Raw genomic sequence first — 23161 nt, 5'->3', positions numbered from 1 at the left:
GACCCCGGATGAACGCGTCGGCGTCCCGTCGGGTGGGGCGGTGTGGTGGCGGGAGCAACCCTCCATTCTCCGGCTGTACGCCTGGCTGTCGGACGGCAATCTCCCTCCCGTACGCGGAGACCGCTGTCCTTGGGGCGCCCCTCGACTCCCCTCCACCCGCAGAGGTCGTCACGCCATGGCAGAACTCAACCGCCGCAGGTTTCTCCAGATCGCCGGCGGCACCGCCGCCACCACGATCCTGAACGAGAGCATCGCGCGAGCCGCCTCCGTCAAGGCGCAGGTCTTCACCGGCACGATCCAGGACATCGAGCACATCGTCGTCCTCATGCAGGAGAACCGTTCCTTCGACCAGTACTTCGGAACGATGAAGGGTGTGCGGGGCTTCGGCGACCCGCGGCCGGTTCTCCAGGACAACGGCAAGCCGGTCTTCTACCAGTCCAACGGGACGAAGGACATCCTTCCGTTCAACCCGCAGGTCAACAACCTGGGCATGCAGTTCGTCGAGGGCCTCGACCACGACTGGGCCGGCGGCCACCAGGCGTACAACAACGGGAAGTACGACAAGTGGGTGCCGGCGAAGACCGCCACGACCATGTCGTACATGACGCGCAAGGACATACCGTTCCACTACGCCCTCGCCGACGCGTTCACCGTGTGCGACGCGTACCACTGCTCCTTGATCGGCGCGACGGACCCCAACCGCTACTACCTGTGGTCCGGTTACACCGGCAACGACGGCGTCGGCGGCGGACCGGTCCTGGGCAACCAGGAGGCCGGGTACGGCTGGAAGACCTACCCCGAGCGCCTCGAAGCCGCCGGAATCTCCTGGAAGGTGTACCAGGACATCGGCGACGGCCTGAACGCCGCAGGCTCCTGGGGCTGGATCAGCGACCCCTTCCGCGGCAACTACGGTGACAACTCGCTGCTCTACTTCAACACCTACCGCAACGCCCAGCCCGGCAGCGCCCTGTACGAGAAAGCCCGTACCGGCACCAACGCCAAGGCGGGCGACGGCTACTTCGACCGGCTGCGCGCGGACGTGGTGAACGGCTCGCTGCCCCAGGTCTCGTGGATCGCCGCGCCGGAAGCCTTCAGCGAGCACCCGAACTGGCCCGTCAACTTCGGTGCCTGGTACGTCTCGCAGGTCCTGGACGCGCTGACCGCGAACCCGGCGGTCTGGGCGAAGACGGCGCTCTTCATCACCTACGACGAGAACGACGGCTTCTTCGACCACGTGGTTCCGCCGTACCCGCCCACCTCGTCGGCGTGGGGCCTGTCCACCGCGGACGTCTCGAAGGACCTGTACGCGGGCGGCGGTGGCTACGCGGCCGGACCGTACGGCCTCGGACCGCGCGTGCCGATGATCGTCGTGTCTCCGTGGAGCAAGGGCGGTTACGTCTGCTCCGAGACCTTCGACCACACCTCGGTGATCCGTTTCATCGAGAAACGCTTCGGCGTGCAGGAGCCCAACATCTCTCCCTGGCGCCGCGCCGTCTGCGGAGACCTGACCTCCGCCTTCGACTTCACCCGCGCGGACGCCTCCCCGGCCGCCCTCCCGTCGACGTCCGGCTACGTCCCGCCGGACCACAACACCCACCCGTCCTACCACCCGGTGCCGCCGGCCACGGGCACCCTGCCGAAGCAGGAGACCGGCACCAAGCCCACCCGCCCCCTCGGCTACAGCCCCTACGCGGACGGCAAGGCCACCGTCTCCACCGGCCAGTTCACCCTGTCCTTCTCCAGCGGAGCGGTGCTCGGCGCGCACTTCCACCTCACCTCGGGCAACCGCACGGACGGCCCCTGGCCCTACACGGTCGAGGCCGGCAAGACCCTGTCGGACACCTGGAGCACCAGCAGCTCCACCGGCAACCAGATCAACCTCACGGCGTGGGGCCCGAACGGTTTCCTGCGGACCTGGAAGGGCCCGGCGAAGACAGCCGGCCCGGAGGCCACGGCCCGCCACGTCGCGGCCACCGGCAACCTGTCCCTCACCCTGACCAACTCGGGTGCGGCCGCGGTCACCCTCACCGTGACCAACGCCTACGGCGGCACGGCCCAGACCTTCCAGGTCGGTCCCGGCGCGACCGTCCCCTGCACGGTGGACCTGTCCACCACGGGCCACTGGTACGACGTCAAGGTCGTCTCCAGCGCCGACAGCACCTTCCTGCGTCGATTCGCCGGTCACGTGGAGACGGGCACCCCGGGCGTCTCCGACCCGGCGATCAAGACCGCCTGACCCGGTCGTCACGCTTGACGCGGCCCCCGCCGCACACCGCCGGTGCACCGTACGCCGTCGGCGACGGGGGCCGCGTCGCGTTCGGCAGAGACAACCTCGACAGCCAGCCGGAGGTTGCTGATCATCGGGTTCGGGTCGCCCCTGCGGCTGACGAGGACGACCTGGCTGGGAGGCGCACCTTCGAGGGGAACGGTGACGAGTCCGGGACGCAGCGAGCTGCGCCGATCGCCGACGGGCAGCACCGCGATCGCCTTGCCGCTCGCGACGAGTTCGAGCTTGTCCTCGTAGCTCTCGATCGGCGGCACACCGGCCCCGAGGATCCGGTACGAAGCCCAGTCCTTCGTCTCGAACGCGCAGGGAGCCACCTCCTCGCCGGCCAGTTCGTCCGCGGTCACCGACGTGCGCCCCGCCAGGAGATGGCCGCGCGGCACCACGAGCATCCGCGGCTCGTCGTACAGCGGGGTGGTGACCACGTCGTCGGCGGGGAGCGGCACCGGGGCCCGGGCGATGAGGGCGTCGACGCGCAGGTCGGACAGCGCGGCGACGTCGCGGCAGCTCAGGTAGCGGGTGGAGATCTCGGCGTCCGGGTGACGGCGGCGCAGTTCCTGCACCACGTCAGTGATCACCAGGTCTTCGACGTAGCCGATGGCGAGGCGTTCCACCGCTGCTCGTTCCCTTGCGGTCAGCTCCGCCTGGCGGGCCGCCCGCAGCAGGGCTTGGGCCTGGGGGAGGAACCTCTGACCGGCCGCGGTGAGCTGGGTTCCTCGGGGCACGCGATCCAGCAGCCGTACTCCGAGATACTTCTCGAGCCGTTGGATCTGGCGGCTCAGCGCCGGCTGGGCGACGTGCAGCTCGGCGGCCGCCCTGCCGAAGTGCTCGTGCGCCGCCACCACGGTGAAGTAGCGCACCAGTCGCAGTTCCAGATCCTGCCCGAGATCGTTCACCCTGCCAGCGTAATGCGCCATGCCTTTTCGGAATGATCAGGTTGCCGAACCGGTCTTGGACGGTCGTGCCGTCGCGGCCCTTGACTGAAGGAGCAGCGTTCTTCCAGGAAAGAGAGACAGGCGTGATGAAGGCGATCCAGTTCCGCGCACCGGGCGGGCCGGAGGTTCTGCGGTACGACGAGGTTCCGGTTCCGGCGATCGGCCCGGGAGAGGTGCTGGTCCGGGTGCACGCGGTGGGGATCAACCCGCCGGACTGGTATCTGCGTGAGGGGATGAAGGTCATGCCGGCCGAGATGAGGCCGAAACTGGAATATCCCCTGATCCCCGGATCGGACATGTCGGGCGTGGTCGAGGCGGTCGCTCCCGACGTGCGGGGGTTCGCCCCCGGCGACGAGGTCTTCGGCATGCTGAGGTTCCCGGGATTCGACGGCCGGACCTACGCCGAGTACGTGGCCGCACCGGCTTCGGACCTGGCGCACAAGCCGGCCGGTATCGACCACGTGGAGGCGGCCGGCGCGCCGATGGCGGCCCTCACGGCCTGGCAGTACCTGGTCGATCTCGGCCACACCGTGCCGTCCCCCTTCACCGGCCAGGTGCACCGACCGGTACCGCTCACGCCGGGCATGACCGTGGTGGTCAACGGGGCCGCCGGGGGAGTGGGCCACTTCGCCGTCCAGCTGGCGAAAGGGAGGGGTGCGCACGTCATCGCAGTGGCCTCGGGCCGGCACGAGCAGTTCCTGCGCGCACTCGGCGCCGACGAGTTTGTCGACTACACCAGGACCCGAGCCGAGGACGTGGTCAGGGACGTCGACCTGGTGATCGACACCGTCGGTGGCCCGGACAGCGCACGCTTCCTCGGCATGATCAAGCATGGCGGCACCATGCTTCCGGTGTTCTTCGCCCAGTACGACCCGGAGGAGACGGGACGTAGGAGCATCACCGTCTCGAACATCCAGGTGCGTTCCAACGGTTCCCAGCTCGCCGAGATCGGGCGCCTGCTCGACGACGGCGCACTCCAGGTCGGAGTGGACAGCACCTACCCGCTCCCCGAGGCACACAGCGCCCACAGGCGAGCCGCACAGGGACACATCCAGGGAAAGATCGTGCTGACGGTGGCCCCGTAACAGCAGGGCTCCCGTAAAACGCCGCGCGCGGCGCGAGCCCGGCGGTGGCGGCGGGCGTGGCCGGGGTGGGTCGTATTTCAGCTATGCACGGCCGACAAGATGGACCGGCATGAATCTGTGCCGGCTGGTGTGGGCCGTCGTCGACGTCGACCACTTCTGACGCGTAGGGCGCGGGTGGGCCGGTCCGCGGGGACCGGCCCACCCTCCCCCAGCCATGCCACGCCGACGGCGATGCCGTGGTGCGGCGCTGCGCGCTGTCGGCGTGCGGCAGGCTATTTGCGCTTCAGGGTGAAGTTGCTCGTGACCGTCGCTCCCTTCTGGATCTTCACCGTGGCCACCGTCGGCTGGTAGCCGTCCTTGGCGACGATCACGGTCAGCGGGTTGTTGCGGGCGTCGAGCCAGAGGGCGTACGTGCCGTCGGCCGCGGTGGTCAGGGTGTACGTCGAGGCCCAGCTGTCGATCTGCACGGTCGCTCCGGCCAGCGGCGCGGCGCCGCCGGAGGTCGTGGCGCCGAGGACGGTCCCGGTGATCTTGCCCCAGGTCTTGGGCGGGTTGACGTGCAGGCTGACCGGCACGCGGGGCACGGCGTACGGCGTGTCGGTGCCCACGGTGAGCGCGGCGGTGAAGTCACCGGGCTGGGTCACCTCGGGAACCGAGGCGTCCAGGGTGACGGTGACGGTCGCCTTCGCACCGGGCTGCAGGGTGAGTTTCTGGGTGCTCTCGCTCAGCCAGGTGATGTCTCCGGACCCGGTCTGGTCGTACCCGGGCAGCAGCTCGGCCTTCGACGTCGGCGTGCTGGGTGCGGTGCCGCCGCCGATCTTGTAGAAGCCGGGCGCGCCACCACCGCGGTAGGTGGGGACGGCGGGATTGGGCAGGGCGCTCCAGGTGCCGGTCTTCGGGTCGAAGGCCTGGCTGCGGTTGGTGAGCGCGTTGTTGCCGACGCCACCGGCCAGCAGCAGCGCGCCGTTGGCCGCGGTGTATGCCGAACCCCACTGCGGGGCGGGCATGTCCGGGAGCTGGGACCAGCTGTCGGCGTCCGGGTCGTAGACGTAGCCGTGGATCACGTCGCTGTTGCCGGAGCCGAGGCCGCCCGCGCAGTAGAGCAGGTCGTCGAGGGCGCCGCAGGCCTGCCAGGCGATCGGCTCGGGGTAGGCGGCGACCGCGGACCACGTGTCGGTCTTGGGGTCGTAGACACTGGCGTCGGTGGTGCCGCAGGAGTCGGCGCCACAACCGCCGATCATGTACAGCTTGCCGTCGAGGACGGCCGTGCCGGAGCCCGCGTACGGCTTGGGTGCGGACGCGCCCGTGGTCCAGCTGTCCGAACTCGGGTCGTAGATCTCCAGTTTGGCGTCCGGGTCGCCGCTCGCGCCCCAGCCGCCGGCGGCGTAGAACTTGCCGTCGATGAACCCGTGCGCGGGTGCCTCACGGGTGTCGGACGCACTCGCCAGCTTCGTCCAGCTGCCGGCGACCGGATCCAGGACGTACATGGCCTTGCTGTCGCCCGTCCCGTCGAACCCGTAGGCCGAATACACCTTGCCGTCGTCCGTGGCGACGGCGTTGTCCATGATGGCGCCGGGGAAGTCCGGCGCCGCCTGCCAGGGGCCGTCCGCCGGCACGGCGGCGGACGTGGCCGAGCCGCTCTTGGCGTGGGCCCTGCTGGACAGCGCGCTGTAGTCGCCCTTGACGGTCCGCAGCGCGGCGCCCTTGCCCTGCTGGCTGAAAGTACCTGACTGTTCGCCGAGTTCGACCGTGGCGGGCGCGCCACCGGTGTTCTTCACCGTGAGGTTCTGCGCCTTGGACCCGCCCCAGGCGACGGTGGCGGCGACGGACGCGGGGGTGACGGTGATGGTCCCGGCCTTGAGGGTGAAGTCGGCCTCCACCGCGCTGTCGGCGCCGACCCTCACGTTCTTCGACAGCGAGGAGTACTTGGACTTGGCAGCAGTGAAGGGGTGGCTGCCGAAGACGGTCGAGAAGAGGGAGTAGTACCCGTCGGAGAGGTTCGGGTCGTCGGGGGTGGCGACCGAGACGGCCTTCTCGGCAGGCTTGTCCTGGCTGGTGACGGTGGCGCCGACCACGCCCGTGCCGGTGTTCGCGTCGCCCACGGTGCCCACGACGAGTGCGCCGGGGGTGGGAGTGACCGTGCGGTCGCCGATGAAGACGTCGTCCACGGACCACCACCAGCCGAAGTGCGAGGCGAAGTGGAAGCGCAGCTGCACCGCGGACTTGTCCGCGAAGTCGGCGAGTGGGACGGTGATCCGCTGGCCGGGGAAGATGGACGAGCCGGCGCTCCAGACCTTGGTCCAGGTCTTTCCGCCGTCGTCGGTCGCCTCGACCTCGGCGGTCTGGTTGTTGAACTGCTGGTACTGGGTGTCGAAGGCCAGCTCGGGGTTGTCCCTGCCGGTGAAGTCGTAGACCGGGGTCACCAGCGAGGTGTCCTGGGTCGCCGCGCCGCCGAAGTGGTCGCTGTCGGCGATGGCGAACGCCCCGTCACCACCGGTGCCGTTGCCGCGGCCGGACGGGTCGTCGAACTCCCAGCCGCCTTCCGTGCCGTCCGCGTTGACCACGCTCCAGCCGCTCGGCGGGGCGTCGGTGGCGTCGAACGGCTCGGTGTCACCGCTGTCGTGGACCTGGTACCCGGGCGTGGTGGTGGCCCAGGAGTCGACCGGGACCGAGAAGCCCACGGTCTGGTCGGCGGAGCCGACGTCGACCTTCTTGGTGACGGCCCGGTAGCCGGTGGCGGCCGTGGCGACGTGCAGGGTGTAGATGTGTCCCTCGGGCAGGTCGAGGCTGTAGGAGCCGGTGACCGGGTCGGTCCACACGGAGCCGGGCACACCGTCGGCGGTGATCTTGGCGTAGAGCGGCCATCCGTGGCCGGAGCCGTCGACGACCTTGCCGGCGACGGTCCGGCTGGGTACGGGGGCCAGGGAGAAGTTCTTCGTGAGGTCGGCGCCGTCGTCGACAACGATGTCGTGAGCCGTGCCGTCGGCGTATCCGTACGCCTGGACGCTGACGTCGTAGGTACCGGTCGGCACGGTCAGGGAGTACGCCCCGGCGGAGTCGGTGCGGGCCACGTTGGTGCCCGCGCTGACGGTGGCCGAGCCGACCGGCTTTCCGCTCGCGCTGTCGGTCACGGTCCCGGAGATCACCCCGTGCGGACCGCTGCGGAACGCGGCGAGACCGGCGGGGGTGCCCAGACCGGTGGGACCGTCGTAGCCGGCGGTGCCGTTGCACAGGTACGCGGGGGAGCAGCCGCCGTTGCTGCCGCTGGTGATGTCGTTGATCCCGGCGCTCGCCGCGTACGGGTAGGAGTTCGGGTAGGTGCCGGGGACGGGCGTACCGGCGTCGGCGTACACCGACGCGACGATGGGCGACGACACGCTCGTGCCGCCGTACACCGCCCAGCCGCCGTTGCCGTAGGTCTGGTAGACCGCCACGTCCTCCGCGACGGCCGAGACGTCGGCGAGGGACCGGTGGCCACAGCCGGTGTCGTGCTGGAAGGCGGGCTTGGGCTCGTACAGGGAGCACCCGGAGCCGGCGAGGTTCCAGGCGGACTCGGTCCAGCCGCGCGGCGTGGAGGGCGCCCGGGTCAGCGTGGTGCCTCCGACGGCGGTCACGTACTGGGAGGCCGCCGGGTAGCCGACACCGTAACCGTAGTCGCCCGTGGAGACGGTGATCGCGACACCCGGGTGGTTGTAGTGGGCGTCCAGCGTGGTGGTCTCGGAGGGGTCTTCGCCGTTGCCGCCGCGGTAGTCGGAGCCGTAGGAGTTGGAGACGAACTTCGCACCGAGCGCGACCGCTTCGTCGACCGAGGCGGACAGGCTGTCGAAGCTGTTGTCGTCGGCTTCGACGAGCAGGATGTGGGCGTTGGGAGCGATCGCGGAGACCATGTCGAGGTCGAGCGATATCTCACCGGCCCAGCCCGGGTCCGGGGTGGGGTAGTGGGTGCCGCCGCGCTGGTCGACCTTGTGGAAGCAGCCGTTGTCCGTCGTGCAGGCGGGCAGTCCGTACTGCTCACGGTAGACGGCCAGGTCCGCCTCGGCGGTCGGGTCGTCGAAGGCGTCGACGATGGCGACGGTCTGCCCGCTGCCGCCGTCCGCGCCCAGGTCGTACGCGCTCTGCAGGTCGGTGGCGCCGTAGCCCTCGGGGGTGTCGGCCGCCCGCATCACGCCCTTGACCGACTTGACGTCGGAGCGGCGCAGGGCGAAGCACGAGAAGTGACGGGCTTCGGCGACCGCACACGTCGGCTCGAAGAGCGGGCGTGTGCCCTTCGCGGACGCGGAGGCGGACGTGTGCGCGGCGCTCGACGCCGATGCCGGGGCCTGCAGTCCGAGCAGCGCCATCGTGGTGGCGCCGAGGACGGTCAGAGTGGCGGAGAGGGTTCGACGGAGAGGGGATCTGTGTCTCGCGGTGCTGCCTGTGGTGCGCAACGTGTGACTCCCATGCGTGGTTGCCGGGGTCGACCCGTACACGGCTCTCGGGCGACGGCGAATGGGTTGGCATTCACCGGGGGCAATTAGCGGGGTCGGTAATTCCACTGTCAATCATGCGCGTTGAGTGACCACGGTGACCGACCGTCAGCTGTGGTCGGCCGTCGGAGGCGACGGTGGCCACGATTCATGGGCGTTTCACAGAGAATGCACGGTTCCGGGTGTCCGCTGACCGAACGTGCGGCGTGGGCCGAGGAGGCGTACCAGAGCGTATGTGTCGAAGGCGTGAATACGACACGGCGTCAAGCCGCCAGGTGACCGCGCCGGCAGGCCGGCGTGAAGGGTCGGACCTTTGTGCAGGTCATCACGTCTGCTTCGCAAGAAATCCCCGAGTCGGACGCCGCCGGGACCTCACTCGGCCTTGAGCGGTAACCGGCCAGGTGACGCTCGACCGGCCGCGAGGCGTTTCCCAGGGCTAGGAACCGATGGGTCGGGCCTGACCGCGCGGACCTGGCGGGCCGCCCAGCCGTTCCCTGTCCGGCTGCCACCAACCGCGGCTGGCCGCCAGCACCCCGGCCTGGAACCGGCTCGCCGCCCCGAGCCGGCCGAGGAGCGCCTGCACCCGGCGCTGAACCGTGCGATGGCCTATGCCCAGTTGGCGTGCGATGGCCTCGTCCGACATCCCCATGGCGAGCAGGGAGATGATCCGCCGTTCCTCGTCGTTGACGAATTCGTTGGCGCTCACCGACGCCTGCTCGCCCGGCAGATAGGGCTGCGCCTGTTCCCACAGCGACTCGAAGAGCGTGGACAACGCGTCGAGCAGCGCCGAGGGATGGACCAGAATGCACGCGTCCAGAACCTGCGGCGTGGCAAGCAGGGGGATCAGCGCCGCCTGATCGTCCGCGATGATCAGCTTCATCGGTGCCTCGGGCAGGAAACGGACCTCTTCGCCTGCCGAGATGTCGGCCTCCACCCTCGCCACCACACCGGGCCTGCCGAGGGTGTCGCGAGCATGGATGAAGCGGCTGCGCACGGCGCGCCCGACCACCGCGGTGGCGGCGTTGACGCGTTGGCCGTCGATCGCCTGAGCATAGGGAGGCGCGTCAATGCCGCGGATCTCCCGCTCCGCGCGCTTGAACAACTGCTGTCCGCACCGGGCCACGGCGTCACGGCCGGTCACCACCTCGATCAGTGCCTTCGAGTCCCGGCTGCGACGAGCCTCGCGATGCCGTTCCGTCAGCCGCTCGGTCAGGGCCCGCGCCCGGTGGATGTCACGTTCGCGGGCCAGTATCAGCACTTCCAGCGCGTGGTCGGGCGGCAGCGCGGTGTAGGAGGGGACGGGGCCGGGCAGCCGGGAGATCAGACCACCCTCCTCCAGCCGCGTCAGAGCGTGCAGGGCGAGCTCGACATCGATGTCGACGCCCTGGCACAACTCGTCCACGGACAGCGGGGGATTGTCGACCAGGACCAGATACAGGGCTTCCGCGGGCTGGTCCAGTCCGAGAACTTCTAACACCGCCACCTCCGACGACCCACCGGTCTGCGCGTCACCCTAATGATCACCCCATCGCCGGATGTTCAAGCGGGTGCCGCCCGTTCCGCGTCAGCGGACTTCGACGGAGGCGGACCGGCGGGTCGTCACAGGGCGACGTCGGTGAGGATCAGCACGCGTTCGTAGGTGTAGTCGTCCATGGCGAACTTCACTCCCTCGCGGCCGACACCGGACTGCTTGACGCCGCCGTAGGGCATCTGGTCGGCCCGGTAGGAGGGCACGTCACCGATCACGACACCGCCGACCTCCAGAGCCCGGTGAGCCCGGAACGCTGCCCGCAGGTCGTGCGTGAACACCCCTGTCTGCAGGCCGTACTTGGAGTCGTTGACCGCCGCGAAGGCCTCGGTCTCGCCGGAGACCTTGAGCACCGTGAGAACCGGTCCGAAGACCTCCTCGCAGGCCAGTGTCGTGTCAGCCGGAACATCCGCGAGGACCGTCGGCGCGTACGAGGCGCCCTCGCGCTTGCCACCGGTGTACAGGGTGGCGCCCGCGCCGACGGCTTCGTCGACCCAGGACTCGACGCGGCACGCGGCGTCCTCGCTGACGAGCGGGCCCACATCGGTCCTGTCGTCCGCGGGGTCCCCGGTCACCTGTGCTTCGACCGCCGCCACGATGCGGGGCAGCAGCCGGTCGTACACCGCGGCGTCGGCTATCACGCGCTGCACGGAGATGCAGGACTGTCCGCCCTGGTAGTTGGAGAACGTGGCGATCCGGTCGGCGGCCCGGTCGAGGTCCTCGTCGCTGGTGAAGTCGCCCAGTACGACGGCCGCGCCGTTCCCGCCGAGCTCCAGCGTGCAGTGCTTCCTGGGGACCGAGTCCATGATCGCGTAGCCGACCCGCTCGGAACCGGTGAACGAGATGACGGGCAGGCGCTCGTCCTGGACCAGTGCGGGCATCCGGTCGTTGGCGACCGGCAGGACGCTCCACGCACCGTCCGGCAGGTCGGTCTCGGCGAGCAGGTCCCCGAGGACCAAGGCGGAGAGCGGCGTGTTCGGCGCCGGCTTCAGGATGATCGGGGCGCCGGCCGCGATGGCCGGGGCGAGCTTGTGGGCGCACTGGTTGAGCGGGAAGTTGAAGGGCGTGATGCCCAGCACGACACCTTTCGGGAAGCGGCGGGTGAGGGCGAGACGGCCCTGGCCCGCCACGTCCGTGTCGAGGCGCTGAGCCTCGCCGCTGTTGAAGCGGCGGGCTTCCTCGGCGGCGAACCGGAACACGGACACCGAGCGGCGTACCTCGCCGCGGGCCCACTTGATCGGTTTGCCGTTCTCCGCGGAGATGAGCTGTGCGATCTCCTCGGCGCGCTCCACGAGTCGCTTGCTCACGTGGTCCAGAGCGGCGGCACGCAGGTGCGCGGGCGTCGCGGAGAACTCCTCGCGGACGGCGTGTGCGGCGGCGACCGCCTCCTCGACCTGGTCGTCGGTCGGCACGCTGACCTGGTCGACGAGTCGGCCGGTCCAGGGCGAGGTCACGGTCAGTGTGGTCTCGCCGGTGGCCTTGCGGCCGGCGAGCCAGAAGGAGCGGGGGGAAGTCATGTCCGGTCACGGCCCTAACGTTCGGGATGGGCCGACGCGTCCGCGTCGGCGGATCCCACCGTAGGACCGCCCTGGCCAGGGACCACTTGTACAAAATGTAGCGACCTCGCACCACTGGACGCCGGAAGGCCGGTTCCCTTCCGGGCACATGTGGTGGTGGACCCCCAAGGCGTGTCTCCCGGCGGAGTTCAGCGAGGCCCTGGTCGTCGCGGGCACGACTCGCCCGCTCCGTGGGAGCGTCGCCTCGCGAAGGCGGCCCGCGGAAGACATGATCGCCGGGAAGGCGTCACGGCAGCACCCCGCCCGGGGTGGTCACGGAACGGAGCACTTCTTTGGCCGGCCGCACATATCTGGTGGCTCCCAATCTGTTCGGCATCAGCTTCGGTGTGGCGGGGCTGGCTCAGGCGTGGACAGCGGCGCACAACGTGGCACACGCACCGGAGTGGCCGGGAATCGTTCTGTGGTGGGGTGCGGGCCTGCTATGGCTCCTGACTTTGGTGGCCTATGCGGTGAACGTCGCTTCCCGGGGATCCCTGGGGAAAGAATTCACGCATCCGGTCACCGGCCCTTTCATTTCCCTGGTGCCGATCGTTCCCATGCTCATCGGAGTCGCGCTGAGGCCGTACGCGGACACGGCCGGGAAATGCCTCTACCTCGTCGCCTTCGTCGTCACGGTCGTTCTGGGCGGGCTGCTGACCGGGGCGTGGATTCGCGTCGACATGAAACTCGTCGACTGGCATCCTGCCTATTTCCTGCCCACCGTGGCCGGTGGTCTGTTGGCGGCGGGCGGGGCGGCGTCGTTCGGCTGGGTCAGACTCTCCGAGCTGATGTTCGGGTTCGGCTTCATCTGCTGGGTCGTCCTCGGCTCGATTCTTCTCCTGAGACTGTTCACGCAGCCGGCACTGCCGAACCGGCTGCTGCCGGTCATCGCCATCGAGCTGGCCCCACCCGTCGTGGCCGGCAACGTCTGGTTCGCGATGAACGGAGGGAAGGCGGACTTCGTGGCGAGCGGGCTCGCCGGCTACGCGCTGCTCATGGCGCTCGTGCAGATCTCCATGGTTCCTGCATATCGGACGGCTCCATTCGGGCCGCCCTTCTGGGCGTTCGCCTTCACCTACGTCGCCGTCGCCACCGATGTGATCGTCTGGCTGAGAGCCGAGGCCGTCGGGCACGCGGACGTCATCACGTACGTTCTCCTCGCGCTCTCCACCCTTGGCTTCGCCGCACTTGCGGCACGCACGGTCAAGGGCCTGGTCCAGGGCACGTTTCTTCCCGCATATCCTGCCGCGCGCTGACGCGGCCGGGCTCCGGTCGAACCAGGGCGTCACGCGAACGGAGCCCTGTTTCCCGGGCTCGCCGGCTGTGCGCCGCACCAGTCCGCCAGAGCTTCGCGGGTCGCGTCGATGCGGCGTTCGGGCGACTCGTCCGAGACGGCCCACGCGATGTAGGCGTCCGGCCGGACCAGCACACTCTTGTTCGTCGAGCCCTGCGCGGACACGATCTCCACCTCGTCGGACCACTCGTCGACCAGCGAGGCGAGCCGAGCGGAGTCGTCGGGGACGACGAGCACGAACCGACGTCCGCGAAGTGCCTCGTAGAGCCGACGCCCGTCGCTCAGAGGGACATCGGGTGCCCGCTTGCCGGCCAGGGGATGCGCGCCGGCCGCGGAGGCGTAGGAGATGTCGAGCCCCGAGATCGCCATGGCCAGCCGCCTGGCCAGCCAAGGAGTCTTCAGCACCGTACGCGCCGAGAGATCACGGATCCCGCACAGCGCTCGGGGCGTGGTGAGGACTCCGCGCAGCAGCGCACCGCTCATCCGCAGGACCCGGCGTCCCACCGGGTGCCGTTCCCTCTCGTAGCTGTCGAGCAGCGCGTCCGGCGCGCGGCCGCGCTGCACCGCGGCCAGCTTCCAACTGAGATTGGCGGAGTCCTGGAGGCTGGTGTTGAGACCCATACCGCCGGCGGGGGAGTGGACATGGGCGGCGTCGCCCACGAGGAACACCCGGCCCACGCGGTAGCGCGGCGACTGGCGCTCGTCGCTGTGGAAGCGTGAGATCCAGCGGGGGTCGTGCATGGAGAAGTCACTGCCCAGCGCCCGTCGGGCGACGTCGCGGATCTCGTCCAGCTCGACCGGCGCGTCGTCCGGCATCGGGCGTTGGCGATTCCACGCCATGACCCTGAACCAGGTGTCACCGAAGGGCACCACGATGGCGAAGGCGTCTCCGATCGCTCCCACCGTGGGTGGTTTCCTCGGCGGGTCGGCCAGGCGCACGTCCGCGAGCATCATCGAGCGCACGGCGGATCGGCCCGGGAACGGGAGGCCGAGCGAGCGGCGCACGCAACTGTTGCGCCCGTCGGCGCCGACCACGAAGTCCGCACGGAGGCTCCGCTCGGTTCCGTCCGCAGCCCGCACCGCCACGTCGACTCCGGTCTCGTCCTGCTGGAGACCGGTCGCTTCGTGACCCCGCATGATGGTCACTCCGCGCTGCTGGGCACGGGCCAGGAGCAGGCGTTCGGTGTTGTACTGCGGTGTCACCAGCACATGGGGATAGCGGCTCGGCAGCCGCGACAGATCGATGTGCAGGAACTGCAGGACCGGGTTGCGGATTCCGGTCAGCAACAGGTCGTCGGCGAGCCCGCGGGCGTCCAACTGCTCCATCGTCCGGGCGTGCACGGCAAAGGCACGCGTCAGCGCGGATTCGCCCTCCCGCCGCTCCACGACGGTGCACCGAAGCCCTGCTTCGGCCAGGTCACCCGCGAGCAGCAGCCCCGCCGGCCCGGCTCCGACAACGAGTACGTCCATGTCCGACCCCATGCTCTGTCCTCCGCGTGACCCCGAGCAAGTAGGACGCCAGGCGATCATCCGGCCGACTGTGCAGGTCAGCTGATCCCTCCAGTGCACCACGCGCATCGTGCCTCTGCATCGCGTCGGGCCTCGCCGGGCCGCTCGCTCTCAGCGCGGTGCTCTCCGGCGTGCCGAAACGATGGCGCGTGGTTAGCGTGATCTCTACGCCTTCTCCTGTCACGGCCCTGGCGGCGTGAAAGCAGGGAGCGGCGAGCGAACTGCGAGAGGAACGCACACCATGCCCTTCGCCACTGCCAAGGACGGAACCCAGATCTTCTACAAGGACTGGGGCTCCGGCCAACCCGTCGTCTTCTCCCACGGCTGGCCCCTCACGGCCGACGCCTGGGACCCCCAGATGAAACTCATGGCGGACAACGGATTCCGCGCCATCGCCCACGACCGGCGTGGCGGTGGCCGCTCAGGACAGCCCTGGGACGGCAACAACCTCGACACGTACGCCGACGACCTGGCCGCCGTGATCGAGGCCGAAGACCTTCACGACGTCATCCTGGTCGGCCATTCCACCGGCGGCGGCGAAGTCACCCGGTACATCGGCCGGCACGGCACGGGTCGCGTCGCCAAGCTGGTTCTGGTCGGCGCCATTCCGCCGCTGATGCTCAAGACGGACGCCAACCCCGAAGGTCTGCCGATCGAGGTGTTCGACGAGATCCGTCAGGGGGTGCTCACGGACCGCTCCCAGTACTACAAGGACCTCAGCGCGCCGTTCTACGGTGCGAACCGAGAGGGGTCGACCGTCACCCAGGGAACGCGTGACGAGTTCTGGCTGTGGAGCATGACGGTCGGAATCAAGGGCGCCTACGACTGCGTCAAGGCGTTTTCCGAGACGGACACGACCGAGGACCTGAAGAAGGTCGACGTGCCGACCCTGATCGTGCACGGCGACGACGACCAGATCGTGCCCATCGTCTCCGCGGGCGACAAATCATCCAAGATCGTCAAGGGTGCGCAGTACAAGGTCTACCAGGGTGCGCCGCACGGCCTCGCGATGGTGCCCGAGTACGCCGAGATCTTCAACAAGGACCTGCTTGAGTTCGCGCGCGGCTAGCGCCGCCAGCGTGGGTCGTCTGCTGCCGGTGGTGCTCACCGGACCGGGTGGAGGACGGCGTCCCGTGCCCTGCCGCTGACGCCGGCGACCGGCCCGCACCGCGGGCACCGCCGGCGTCTTCCGGCGTCTCTCCACGATCCGGCGCCCGGAGCTGGAGCGGCCACTGCGCGCCGGTTGCCGCATGCGCACACCCGGAACGTCAGACGAGGGCCTTGAGGGCCGAGCGGGCGATCTGCAGCAGTGCGGCGTCGTCCATGTCGGTCTTGGCGAGGAACTCGATGCCCTGGATCACGGCGAGGAGCAGGCGTCCCAGTTCCTGGGGGTCGGCGTCCGACGTGACGGACCCGTCCTGCTGGGCTTCCCTCACGCACGCGATCAGAAGGTCCTCGACCGTCTGGTACGTGGTTCTGGCCCGTGAGACGACGTCCGGCTCGCTGCTGTGCAGCTCGGACGTGCTGTTGACCATGAGGCACCCGCGCCGGCGCGGGTCACCCGCGAATCCGCCGGCCACCCCCTCCACGAGGTTGGTCAGGCGCTCGAGAGCGGTCCCGGGGCCGGTGAGCATCGCCCGCACGCCGTCCAGCTGCTCGGCGCGGTAGCTGTCGAGCACGTGCAGGAACAGCTGCCGCTTGTCCCCGAAGGCGCCGTACAGGCTTCCCTTCCCCAGCCCGGTGGCATCCGTCAGATCCTGCAGTGACGTAGCCCCGTAGCCCTGATTCCAGAACTGCTCGCGTACGGACTCCAGGACCTGCTTCTCGTCGAAATTCCGAGGGCGTCCCATGAGGAGAGTGTACGTCCTTCTTGACCTGTCGGTACAGATCGATCCTCCGCCTGACCATCGCTCGGCGGCGGTGTCGCAGGTGACGTACCTCGCACCTTCGTTTTTGTCCGAGCGGTCCATAACAAGGTTCTTTACCGTACAGTCCATAACAGGGCCCGCTTCACCTGCGGGCCGTGACTCACCAGTGACGCCGGACAGGAGCAGGGATCATGGGGCAGCTGGACGGAAAGACGGCCGTCATCACCGGGGGCAACAGCGGAATCGGCCTGGCCACCGCCAAGCGATTCGCGCGCGAAGGCGCTCACGTGTTCATCACCGGCCGCCGACAGGAAGCGCTCGACGCCGCCCTGGCCGAGATCGGTCACGGGGCCACCGCGGTGCGCGGCGATGTCGCCGACCTGGGCGACATCGACCGCCTCTACGCGGCCGTCGCCGAGCGGGGAAATCCGATCGATGTGCTGTTCGCCAATGCGGGCGGCGGTGAATTCGCCTCCCTCGAACAGGTCACCGAGGAGCACTTCGACGCGACGTTCGGCATCAACGTCAGGGGAATGCTCTTCACCGTCCAGAAGGCCGTTCCCTTCCTCAACGACGGCGCGTCGGTGATCCTGACCGGCTCGACCGCGGCCACATCGGGCGAAGCCGCCTTCGGGGTGTACGCCGCCTCCAAGGCCGCCGTGCGTTCCTTCTCCCGCACCTGGGCCAACGAACTCAGGGACCGGGCCATCCGGGTGAACACCCTGGTACCCGGGCCGATCGCCACCCCCGGAATCAACGGACTGGCCGCCGACGCCGCCGAAGCCGCAAAACTGCGGGACGTGTTCGCCGGGCAGGTGCCCCTGGGCCGGATGGGCCACCCCGACGAGGCCGCTGCCGCCGCTCTTTTCCTCGCCGGTGATGACAGCAGCTTCGTCACCGGATCAGAGCTGTTCGTGGACGGCGGACTCAACCAGATCTGACCGATTCACGGCCCGTATCAATAGCAAGTCAAAGAGAGAGTGCTGAAATGAGTAGCAACATCCATGCCATGGTCGCCAATGTAGAGGTGGACGACCTGGACGCCGCGATCCCGCTCTACCAGGAACTGACCGGGGAAACGGAAGTCCGCCGATTCCCGTACCGCGAGCTCGAACTGGCACTGGTAGGGCCATTCCTGCTCTACTCCGGCCCCGTTGAGAAGTACGTCTCGCAGAACGGAACCGTCATCGTCGGCTCCCTGGCCCCCGTTCTCGAGGCTCTCGGCAAAGCGAACGCCGAAATCCTCGAAGCCCCCAACGAAGTGCCCAACGGCACCAGGATCGTCGCCCGTCACCCGGACGGCTCCGTCTTCGAGTACATGCAGCTCCGCGCCTGAGTCCCGCGCGCGCCGGCCCATCTCGCGGCGTACAGGGGGGGGCATGACGGCGATCCAGCCGCGCCGCACGCGGGCGTACGCTCGCAGGCATGAGGATCGGCGAGTTGTCCAAGCGCACGGGGGTGAGTCCGCGCTCGCTGCGGTACTACGAAGCTCAGGGACTGTTGGCCAGCACACGTTCCGACACCGGCCAGCGTCACTACTCCGATGCCGAGATCGAGCGGGTCTCGCTCATCAGGCAGTTGTTCGACGCGGGCATGTCCAGCCGGCTGATCGCGACGGTCCTGCCGTGCGTGGAGACCCCCGCCGACCCGCGCACCGTGCAGCTGGCGTTCGCCGTGATGACCCGCGAGCGGGAGCGGATCGACGCGGACATCGTGCGCCTGGTCGAGACGCGGAATGCGCTCGACGTGCTCATCGCGGCCAACGCCCGGCACCAGGCGGAGTTCTCGACGACTCCAGGAACGGCCGCCCGGTCGGCCTGAGTCTGTGACCTGCGTCTCAACCCGTTGCCCCTGACATTGGTGTCAAAGGTCAGGATGGCCGTACGGCCCGGGAATCACCGGGATCGGTCACACGGAAGGCGGCGGACCATGGGGCAGGCGTGGGGTTACGGCAGGCATGGCGGGCCCGAGGTGCAGGAGTTCTTCGATCGTCCCGACCCCGTCCCTGGTCGCGGCGAGGTGCTGATCCGGGTCGAGGTCGCGGGCGTGAACCCCCTCGACCACCTGCTGCGCTCGGGGTTGGTCCCCGGACTCGACGGCGGTCGCCCGTTCCCTCGCGTGCTGGGCATGGAGGCGGCAGGGACCGTCCTCGCCCTGGGCGAGGACGTCGACGGGTTCGAGGTGGGTGACGGGGTCTTCGGCTTCGCACTGACCGGGGGCGGGACGTACGCCGAGACGACCGTGCTGTCCGCGCCGAACACCGCGCGCATCCCGGCGGGCCTGTCCATGCCCTCCGCGGCGACGCTGCCGGTGGCCGGGACGACCGCGGTGGACGCCCTCGACCAACTCGGCCTTCCCGCCGGTGCGACCGTCCTGGTCAACGGGGTCGGCGGCGGTGTCGGCCTCGCCGTCGCCCGGCTGGCGGCCGCACGCGAGCTGCGCGTGATCGGTACGGGAAGCGGCGCGAAGCGCGCACACGCCGAAGCCGCCGGGGTGCGGTTCATCGACTACACCGCGGGAGACGTCGTCGCGGCGGCCCGCGACCTGGCCCCGGACGGCTTCGACGGGATCGTCGACATGGTCGGAGGCACCTCGCTGCGGACGGTGGCTCCGCTGGCGAAGGAGCTCCGCAACGTCGTCGCCGTGGGCGACCTGACCGTGCCCGAAATCGGCGGGCGCTTCGTCGAGCGTCGCCTCGACCGTGCGAACCTGGAGCGGGCGGCCCGGCTGGCCCTCGACGGGGTCCTCGCGCCCGTGGTCACGGCGGTCCACCCGCTCTCCGACGCTCCGGCCGCCCTCGCCGCCGTCGAGAACGGTCACACGTCGGGCAAGGGCGTCATCAAGGTGACATGAGCAGGCTTCCGCCAAGTCAGCTGTCATCCGGCGCCCGGTGACCGGTCGTCGGGGGTCACCCGTGAGACCTCCTGCGAGTCGGTCAGCGCCGGGGCCGCGACGACCCTGCCCTCACCTCCGTCACCTTCTGTCTCGCACGCCACGGCAGGCTCACGTGGCGCGGAGACGTCTCACGGACCCTCAGGAATCCGACGCATCCCTCTGGATGCCGCCTGGGGCGGTGTGCTGTGATTCCCCTGTGTTTTTGCAACGTTGAAATCAGCGGAGTGCCGCACCCGTGCGCGGGTGCGGCGGGGGCCCGTCACTGGTCACCGAGAACGGAGACACTCATGAGGTTCCTTCAGAGGAGACGGCGGTCGAGATCTCTGCGTCGATGGGCGGGGATCTCCGCCGCTCTGGGCACGGTCGCCGCCGTCGCCCTCTCCGGCGCGTCGGCCGCGTCGGCACAAGACACCACGGGCGCGGCCGGCAGCCCCCGGCTGCGGATCCCGTCCGTCACCGCCGGGAACGCCCGCTTCGAAATACTCTCGCCGACACTGATCCGCACCGAGTACGCGGGCGACGGCAAGTTCACCGACGCACCGACCTTCAACGCCATCGGGCGCGCCGGATTCACCCCCACCGCCTACACGGCCGACAGATCCGGCGGCTGGCTCACCGTCCGGACCAGCGCCATGACCGTGCGCTACCGGATCGACTCGGGCCAGTTCGACACCGGCAACCTCTCCGTCGCGACGACGGCGGGCGGCACCCCGGTGACCGCCACGCCCTGGCAGCATCTCACCTGCGACGTCGGTGAGTTGTGCGAGGCGGAGAACCTTCGGCTCGACGGGGTCTCGGTGGCCACCGACCACACCGGCTACACGGGGACGGGCTTCGCCGCCGGATTCCAGAGCACCGGCAGCTCCCTCACCTCTGACATCGATGTCAGCACCGCGGGCGATTACCAGTTCGGCCTGCGGTACGCCAACTCCCGTGGCGGCGACGGGCAGACGCAGACCCGGACGCTGTCCGTCACCGTGGACGGAGGCAGCCCGCAGACGGTCAGCCTGCCGGCCACGGCCGACTGGGACACCTGGAAGCTCGCGACCGTGCCCCTGCACCTCGGCGCCGGACACCACACACTCGCCCTGACCCGGACCGCCACGGACTCCGGGAACGTCAACGTCGACAGCGTCGCCGTCGAACGCCCCGGCGACCCGTACCCGCCCGTCTCCAGCACGGCCGCCGCCGACTGCGGGTTCGCCGTGAGCTGCGAGGCGGAGGGAGCCCGCACCGGCGGCACGGCCGTCAGGGCCACCGACCACAAGGGGTACGCCGGCAGCGGGTTCGTCGCCGAGCTGAACCAGGGTTCCACCCTGACCACCCACGTGGTGGGCGTCCCCTCTGACGGCGACTACACCCTGCACGTGCGCTACGCCAACGGCACCGGCAGCGACGGCCTGCACCGGACACGCACCGCCACGGTGTCCGCGGGCGGCACCAGCGACACGCTGTCGCTGCCCGCCACCGCGGACTGGGACACCTGGGCCACCGCCTCCGTGCCCGTCACCCTGAAGGCCGGGACCGACGACATCACGCTCAACTGCCCCGAGGCCACGAGCTGCCACGTCAACGCGGACACCCTCGCGGTCACCAAGCCCACCGGCGCCGCGCCGCCCCCGCACATCGCCCTCGGCGGCTACCGTCGCGGACTCGACGGCGTGACCGGCAACGGCGGGCCGCTCGTCACCACGCCGGGACTGCTCAACCGCGACGGCTGGTACCTGCTCGACGACACGTCCTCGGCCCTCTACGACACCGGCACGCAGAAGGTCACGCCGCGCCCCGGCCACGGCGGCACCCCCTACCAGGACGGCTACCTGTTCGGGTACGGGCACGACTACAAGCAGGGCCTCGCCGACCTGGCCACCCTCACCGGGCCGCCCGCGCTCCTGCCCCAATGGGCCTACGGTGTCTGGTACTCGGAGTACATCGACCGCACCGCGGCGGACTACCGGAACACGATCCTGCCGGCGTTCCGCGCCGAGGGAGTCCCGCTCGACGTGCTGGTCACCGACACGGACTTCAAGGCCGTCAACAGCTGGAGCGGCTGGGAGATGGATCCGGTGAAGTTCCCTGATCCTAAGGGCTTCTTCGACTGGTCCGCGGCCGAGGGCCTGCACAACACGCTCAACGTGCACCCCAGCATCCTCGCGTCCGACCCGCAGTTCGCCCAGGCGCAGGCCACGGCCAAGGGCAAGCTGACGAAGGGCGGTTGCGCCTCGGGCGCCGGGGACGACTGCTACACCTTCGACTTCGGCGACCCCGACCAGCTCAAGGCCTACCTGAACCTGCACCGCACCATGGACGACCAGGGCAACGACTTCTGGTGGCTCGACTGGTGCTGTGACGCCGCCCGTTCGACCCTTCCCGGGGTCACCCCGGACGCCTGGATCAACCAGCAGTACGCCACCGCCACCGCGCAGCGGATCGGGCGCGGGTTCGTCCTCTCCCGAGCGTACGGATCGCTCCAGGCCGGCGGCTACAGCGGCCAGCAGGGACTGCCGACCGGCCCGTGGGCGGACAAGCGCTCGACGGTCCACTTCACCGGCGACACCTCGTCCACCTGGGGCACGCTGAAGCTCGAAGTCGGTTACACCCCGGGGGAGTCGGCGGCGACCGGCATGGCGGCCATCACCCACGACATCGGTGGCCACAACGACACCACGGGCCTGACCGGTTCGGAGACCTACACCTCGGACGGCAAGACCTACACCACGCACAAGCTGCCCGACGACCTGTACGCCCGCTGGGTCCAGCTGGGCACCTTCCAGCCGGTCGACCGCCTGCACAGCAACCACAGCGACCGGCTGCCCTGGCAGTACGGCACGGCGGCGCGGAAGTCGGCGGACAAGTTCCTCAACCTCCGTGAGGCGCTGGTCCCGTACACGTACACGCTCGCGGAGGAGGCGAACAGCACCGGCCTGCCGATCGTCCGTCCCATGTACCTGGAGTACCCGGACGAGGAGAAGGCGTACACGACGGCCGACAGCGAGTACTTCTACGGCTCCGACATGCTGGTCGCCCCCGTCACCACCGGCGGCACCTCGGCCACCACCTCGGTCTGGTTCCCGCCGGGCCGGTGGACCGACTACTTCACCGGCAAGACCTACGACGGCGGTACGACCCAGGACGTCACCACCGGGCTCGACACGATGCCCGTCTTCGTCAGGGCCGGCGGCATCGTGCCCACCCGGACCCATGACGTCGCCGCGGACGATCTCAGCCCGCTGACCGACGTCACCCTCACCGTCGCCGCCGGGGCCTCTGGCTCCACCAGCCTCTACGAGGACGACGGCAAGGCGGTGGGCCGGCTCCGCAGCGCCACCACGCCCATCCACTACAAGGAGTCCCGCGGCGTCCACACCCTGACGATCGGACCGGCCCGCGGCACGTTCCACGGCCAGCCCCGGCAACGCACCTGGACGGTGTCGGTCCGCGGCACGAAGGCACCGGCCCGCGTCACGGCCGCCGGCACGACCCTGTCCGCGCACGCCTACACCTGGGACGACACCACGGACACACTGACGATCACCGTCCCCCGCCATTCCGTCCGTACCCCCCTCACGATCGCGTTCCACTAGAGGCCGTCCCGCACGGGGCCCATGGCGTCCCGTGCGGGACAGGACGTGGGGGGGGGGGGCCCCGGGCCCCCCCGGGGGGGGGCCCCCCCCCCCGGGGGCCGCCCCGCGGGCGGCCGGCCGGGGGGGGGGGGGGGCCGGGGGGGGGGCGGGCGCGGGG

At 69.8% G+C, this 23161-nt stretch carries 15 protein-coding genes; 9 read left to right on the top strand and 6 right to left on the bottom strand.

Annotated elements, in window-relative coordinates:
* Window positions 1–175 precede the first annotated feature (175 nt).
* Window positions 176–2236 carry a phosphocholine-specific phospholipase C gene (locus ACIRQ9_RS07830; RefSeq protein WP_404168263.1) on the top strand — a complete coding sequence of 687 codons (2061 nt, stop codon included), beginning with the start codon at window positions 176–178 and terminating at the stop codon, window positions 2234–2236.
* A gap of 8 nt (window positions 2237–2244) precedes the next feature.
* On the opposite strand, the gene ACIRQ9_RS07825 is transcribed toward ACIRQ9_RS07830, so the two are convergent.
* On the bottom strand, window positions 2245–3180 hold the full coding sequence (locus ACIRQ9_RS07825) for a LysR family transcriptional regulator (protein WP_404168261.1): 936 nt from the start codon (window positions 3178–3180) through the stop codon (window positions 2245–2247).
* A gap of 125 nt (window positions 3181–3305) precedes the next feature.
* On the opposite strand from ACIRQ9_RS07825, the gene ACIRQ9_RS07820 reads away from it, so the two are divergent.
* A complete protein-coding gene (locus ACIRQ9_RS07820) occupies window positions 3306–4304 on the top strand; it encodes an NADP-dependent oxidoreductase (protein ID WP_404168973.1) in 999 nt (332 codons plus the stop codon).
* A 272-nt stretch (window positions 4305–4576) separates the two neighbouring features.
* Here ACIRQ9_RS07820 and ACIRQ9_RS07815 read toward each other — a convergent pair whose 3' ends face one another.
* The 3 genes from ACIRQ9_RS07815 to ACIRQ9_RS07805 form a co-directional block, all read right to left on the bottom strand.
* Window positions 4577–8731, bottom strand: a complete 4155-nt coding sequence (locus ACIRQ9_RS07815) for a carboxypeptidase regulatory-like domain-containing protein (protein WP_404168259.1) — start codon at window positions 8729–8731, stop codon at window positions 4577–4579.
* A gap of 475 nt (window positions 8732–9206) precedes the next feature.
* Window positions 9207–10247, bottom strand: a complete 1041-nt coding sequence (locus ACIRQ9_RS07810) for a LuxR C-terminal-related transcriptional regulator (protein ID WP_404168257.1) — start codon at window positions 10245–10247, stop codon at window positions 9207–9209.
* Between the two features lie 122 nt (window positions 10248–10369).
* Window positions 10370–11815 carry an aldehyde dehydrogenase family protein gene (locus ACIRQ9_RS07805; protein ID WP_404168255.1) on the bottom strand — a complete coding sequence of 482 codons (1446 nt, stop codon included), beginning with the start codon at window positions 11813–11815 and terminating at the stop codon, window positions 10370–10372.
* 353 nt (window positions 11816–12168) lie between these two features.
* On the opposite strand from ACIRQ9_RS07805, the gene ACIRQ9_RS07800 reads away from it, so the two are divergent.
* A complete protein-coding gene (locus tag ACIRQ9_RS07800; RefSeq protein ID WP_404168253.1) occupies window positions 12169–13110 on the top strand; it encodes a TDT family transporter in 942 nt (313 codons plus the stop codon).
* A 29-nt stretch (window positions 13111–13139) separates the two neighbouring features.
* On the opposite strand, the gene ACIRQ9_RS07795 is transcribed toward ACIRQ9_RS07800, so the two are convergent.
* Window positions 13140–14618: an FAD-dependent monooxygenase gene (locus tag ACIRQ9_RS07795; RefSeq protein WP_404168251.1), complete on the bottom strand. Its 1479-nt coding sequence runs from the start codon at window positions 14616–14618 to the stop codon at window positions 13140–13142.
* Window positions 14619–14898: 280 nt separating this feature from the next.
* Here ACIRQ9_RS07795 and ACIRQ9_RS07790 point away from each other — a divergent pair, with 280 nt between their 5' ends.
* Window positions 14899–15726 carry an alpha/beta fold hydrolase gene (locus ACIRQ9_RS07790; RefSeq protein WP_404168249.1) on the top strand — a complete coding sequence of 276 codons (828 nt, stop codon included), beginning with the start codon at window positions 14899–14901 and terminating at the stop codon, window positions 15724–15726.
* 199 nt (window positions 15727–15925) lie between these two features.
* Here ACIRQ9_RS07790 and ACIRQ9_RS07785 read toward each other — a convergent pair whose 3' ends face one another.
* Window positions 15926–16507 carry a TetR/AcrR family transcriptional regulator gene (locus ACIRQ9_RS07785; RefSeq protein ID WP_404168247.1) on the bottom strand — a complete coding sequence of 194 codons (582 nt, stop codon included), beginning with the start codon at window positions 16505–16507 and terminating at the stop codon, window positions 15926–15928.
* Window positions 16508–16716: 209 nt separating this feature from the next.
* Here ACIRQ9_RS07785 and ACIRQ9_RS07780 point away from each other — a divergent pair, with 209 nt between their 5' ends.
* The 5 genes from ACIRQ9_RS07780 to ACIRQ9_RS07760 all read left to right on the top strand — a co-directional run bounded on the left by ACIRQ9_RS07780 (window position 16717) and on the right by ACIRQ9_RS07760 (window position 23004).
* The gene (locus tag ACIRQ9_RS07780; protein WP_404168245.1) at window positions 16717–17466 is read left to right on the top strand and encodes an SDR family oxidoreductase; all 750 of its coding nucleotides are present in this window, start codon (window positions 16717–16719) and stop codon (window positions 17464–17466) included.
* Window positions 17467–17513: 47 nt separating this feature from the next.
* A complete protein-coding gene (locus ACIRQ9_RS07775; protein WP_404168243.1) occupies window positions 17514–17861 on the top strand; it encodes a VOC family protein in 348 nt (115 codons plus the stop codon).
* 89 nt (window positions 17862–17950) lie between these two features.
* Window positions 17951–18346 (top strand): MerR family transcriptional regulator, encoded by a 396-nt coding sequence (locus ACIRQ9_RS07770; protein ID WP_404168241.1) that lies wholly within the window; start codon window positions 17951–17953, stop codon window positions 18344–18346.
* 108 nt (window positions 18347–18454) lie between these two features.
* Window positions 18455–19378 (top strand): zinc-binding alcohol dehydrogenase family protein, encoded by a 924-nt coding sequence (locus tag ACIRQ9_RS07765; protein ID WP_404168239.1) that lies wholly within the window; start codon window positions 18455–18457, stop codon window positions 19376–19378.
* A 329-nt stretch (window positions 19379–19707) separates the two neighbouring features.
* Window positions 19708–23004 (top strand): TIM-barrel domain-containing protein, encoded by a 3297-nt coding sequence (locus ACIRQ9_RS07760; RefSeq protein WP_404168237.1) that lies wholly within the window; start codon window positions 19708–19710, stop codon window positions 23002–23004.
* Window positions 23005–23161 lie beyond the last annotated feature (157 nt).

This window comes from Streptomyces sp. NPDC101237 (assembly GCF_044767465.1).
Lineage (GTDB): Bacteria > Actinomycetota > Actinomycetes > Streptomycetales > Streptomycetaceae > Streptomyces > Streptomyces gramineus.
This window is presented reverse-complemented; position numbering and strand designations above follow the sequence as displayed.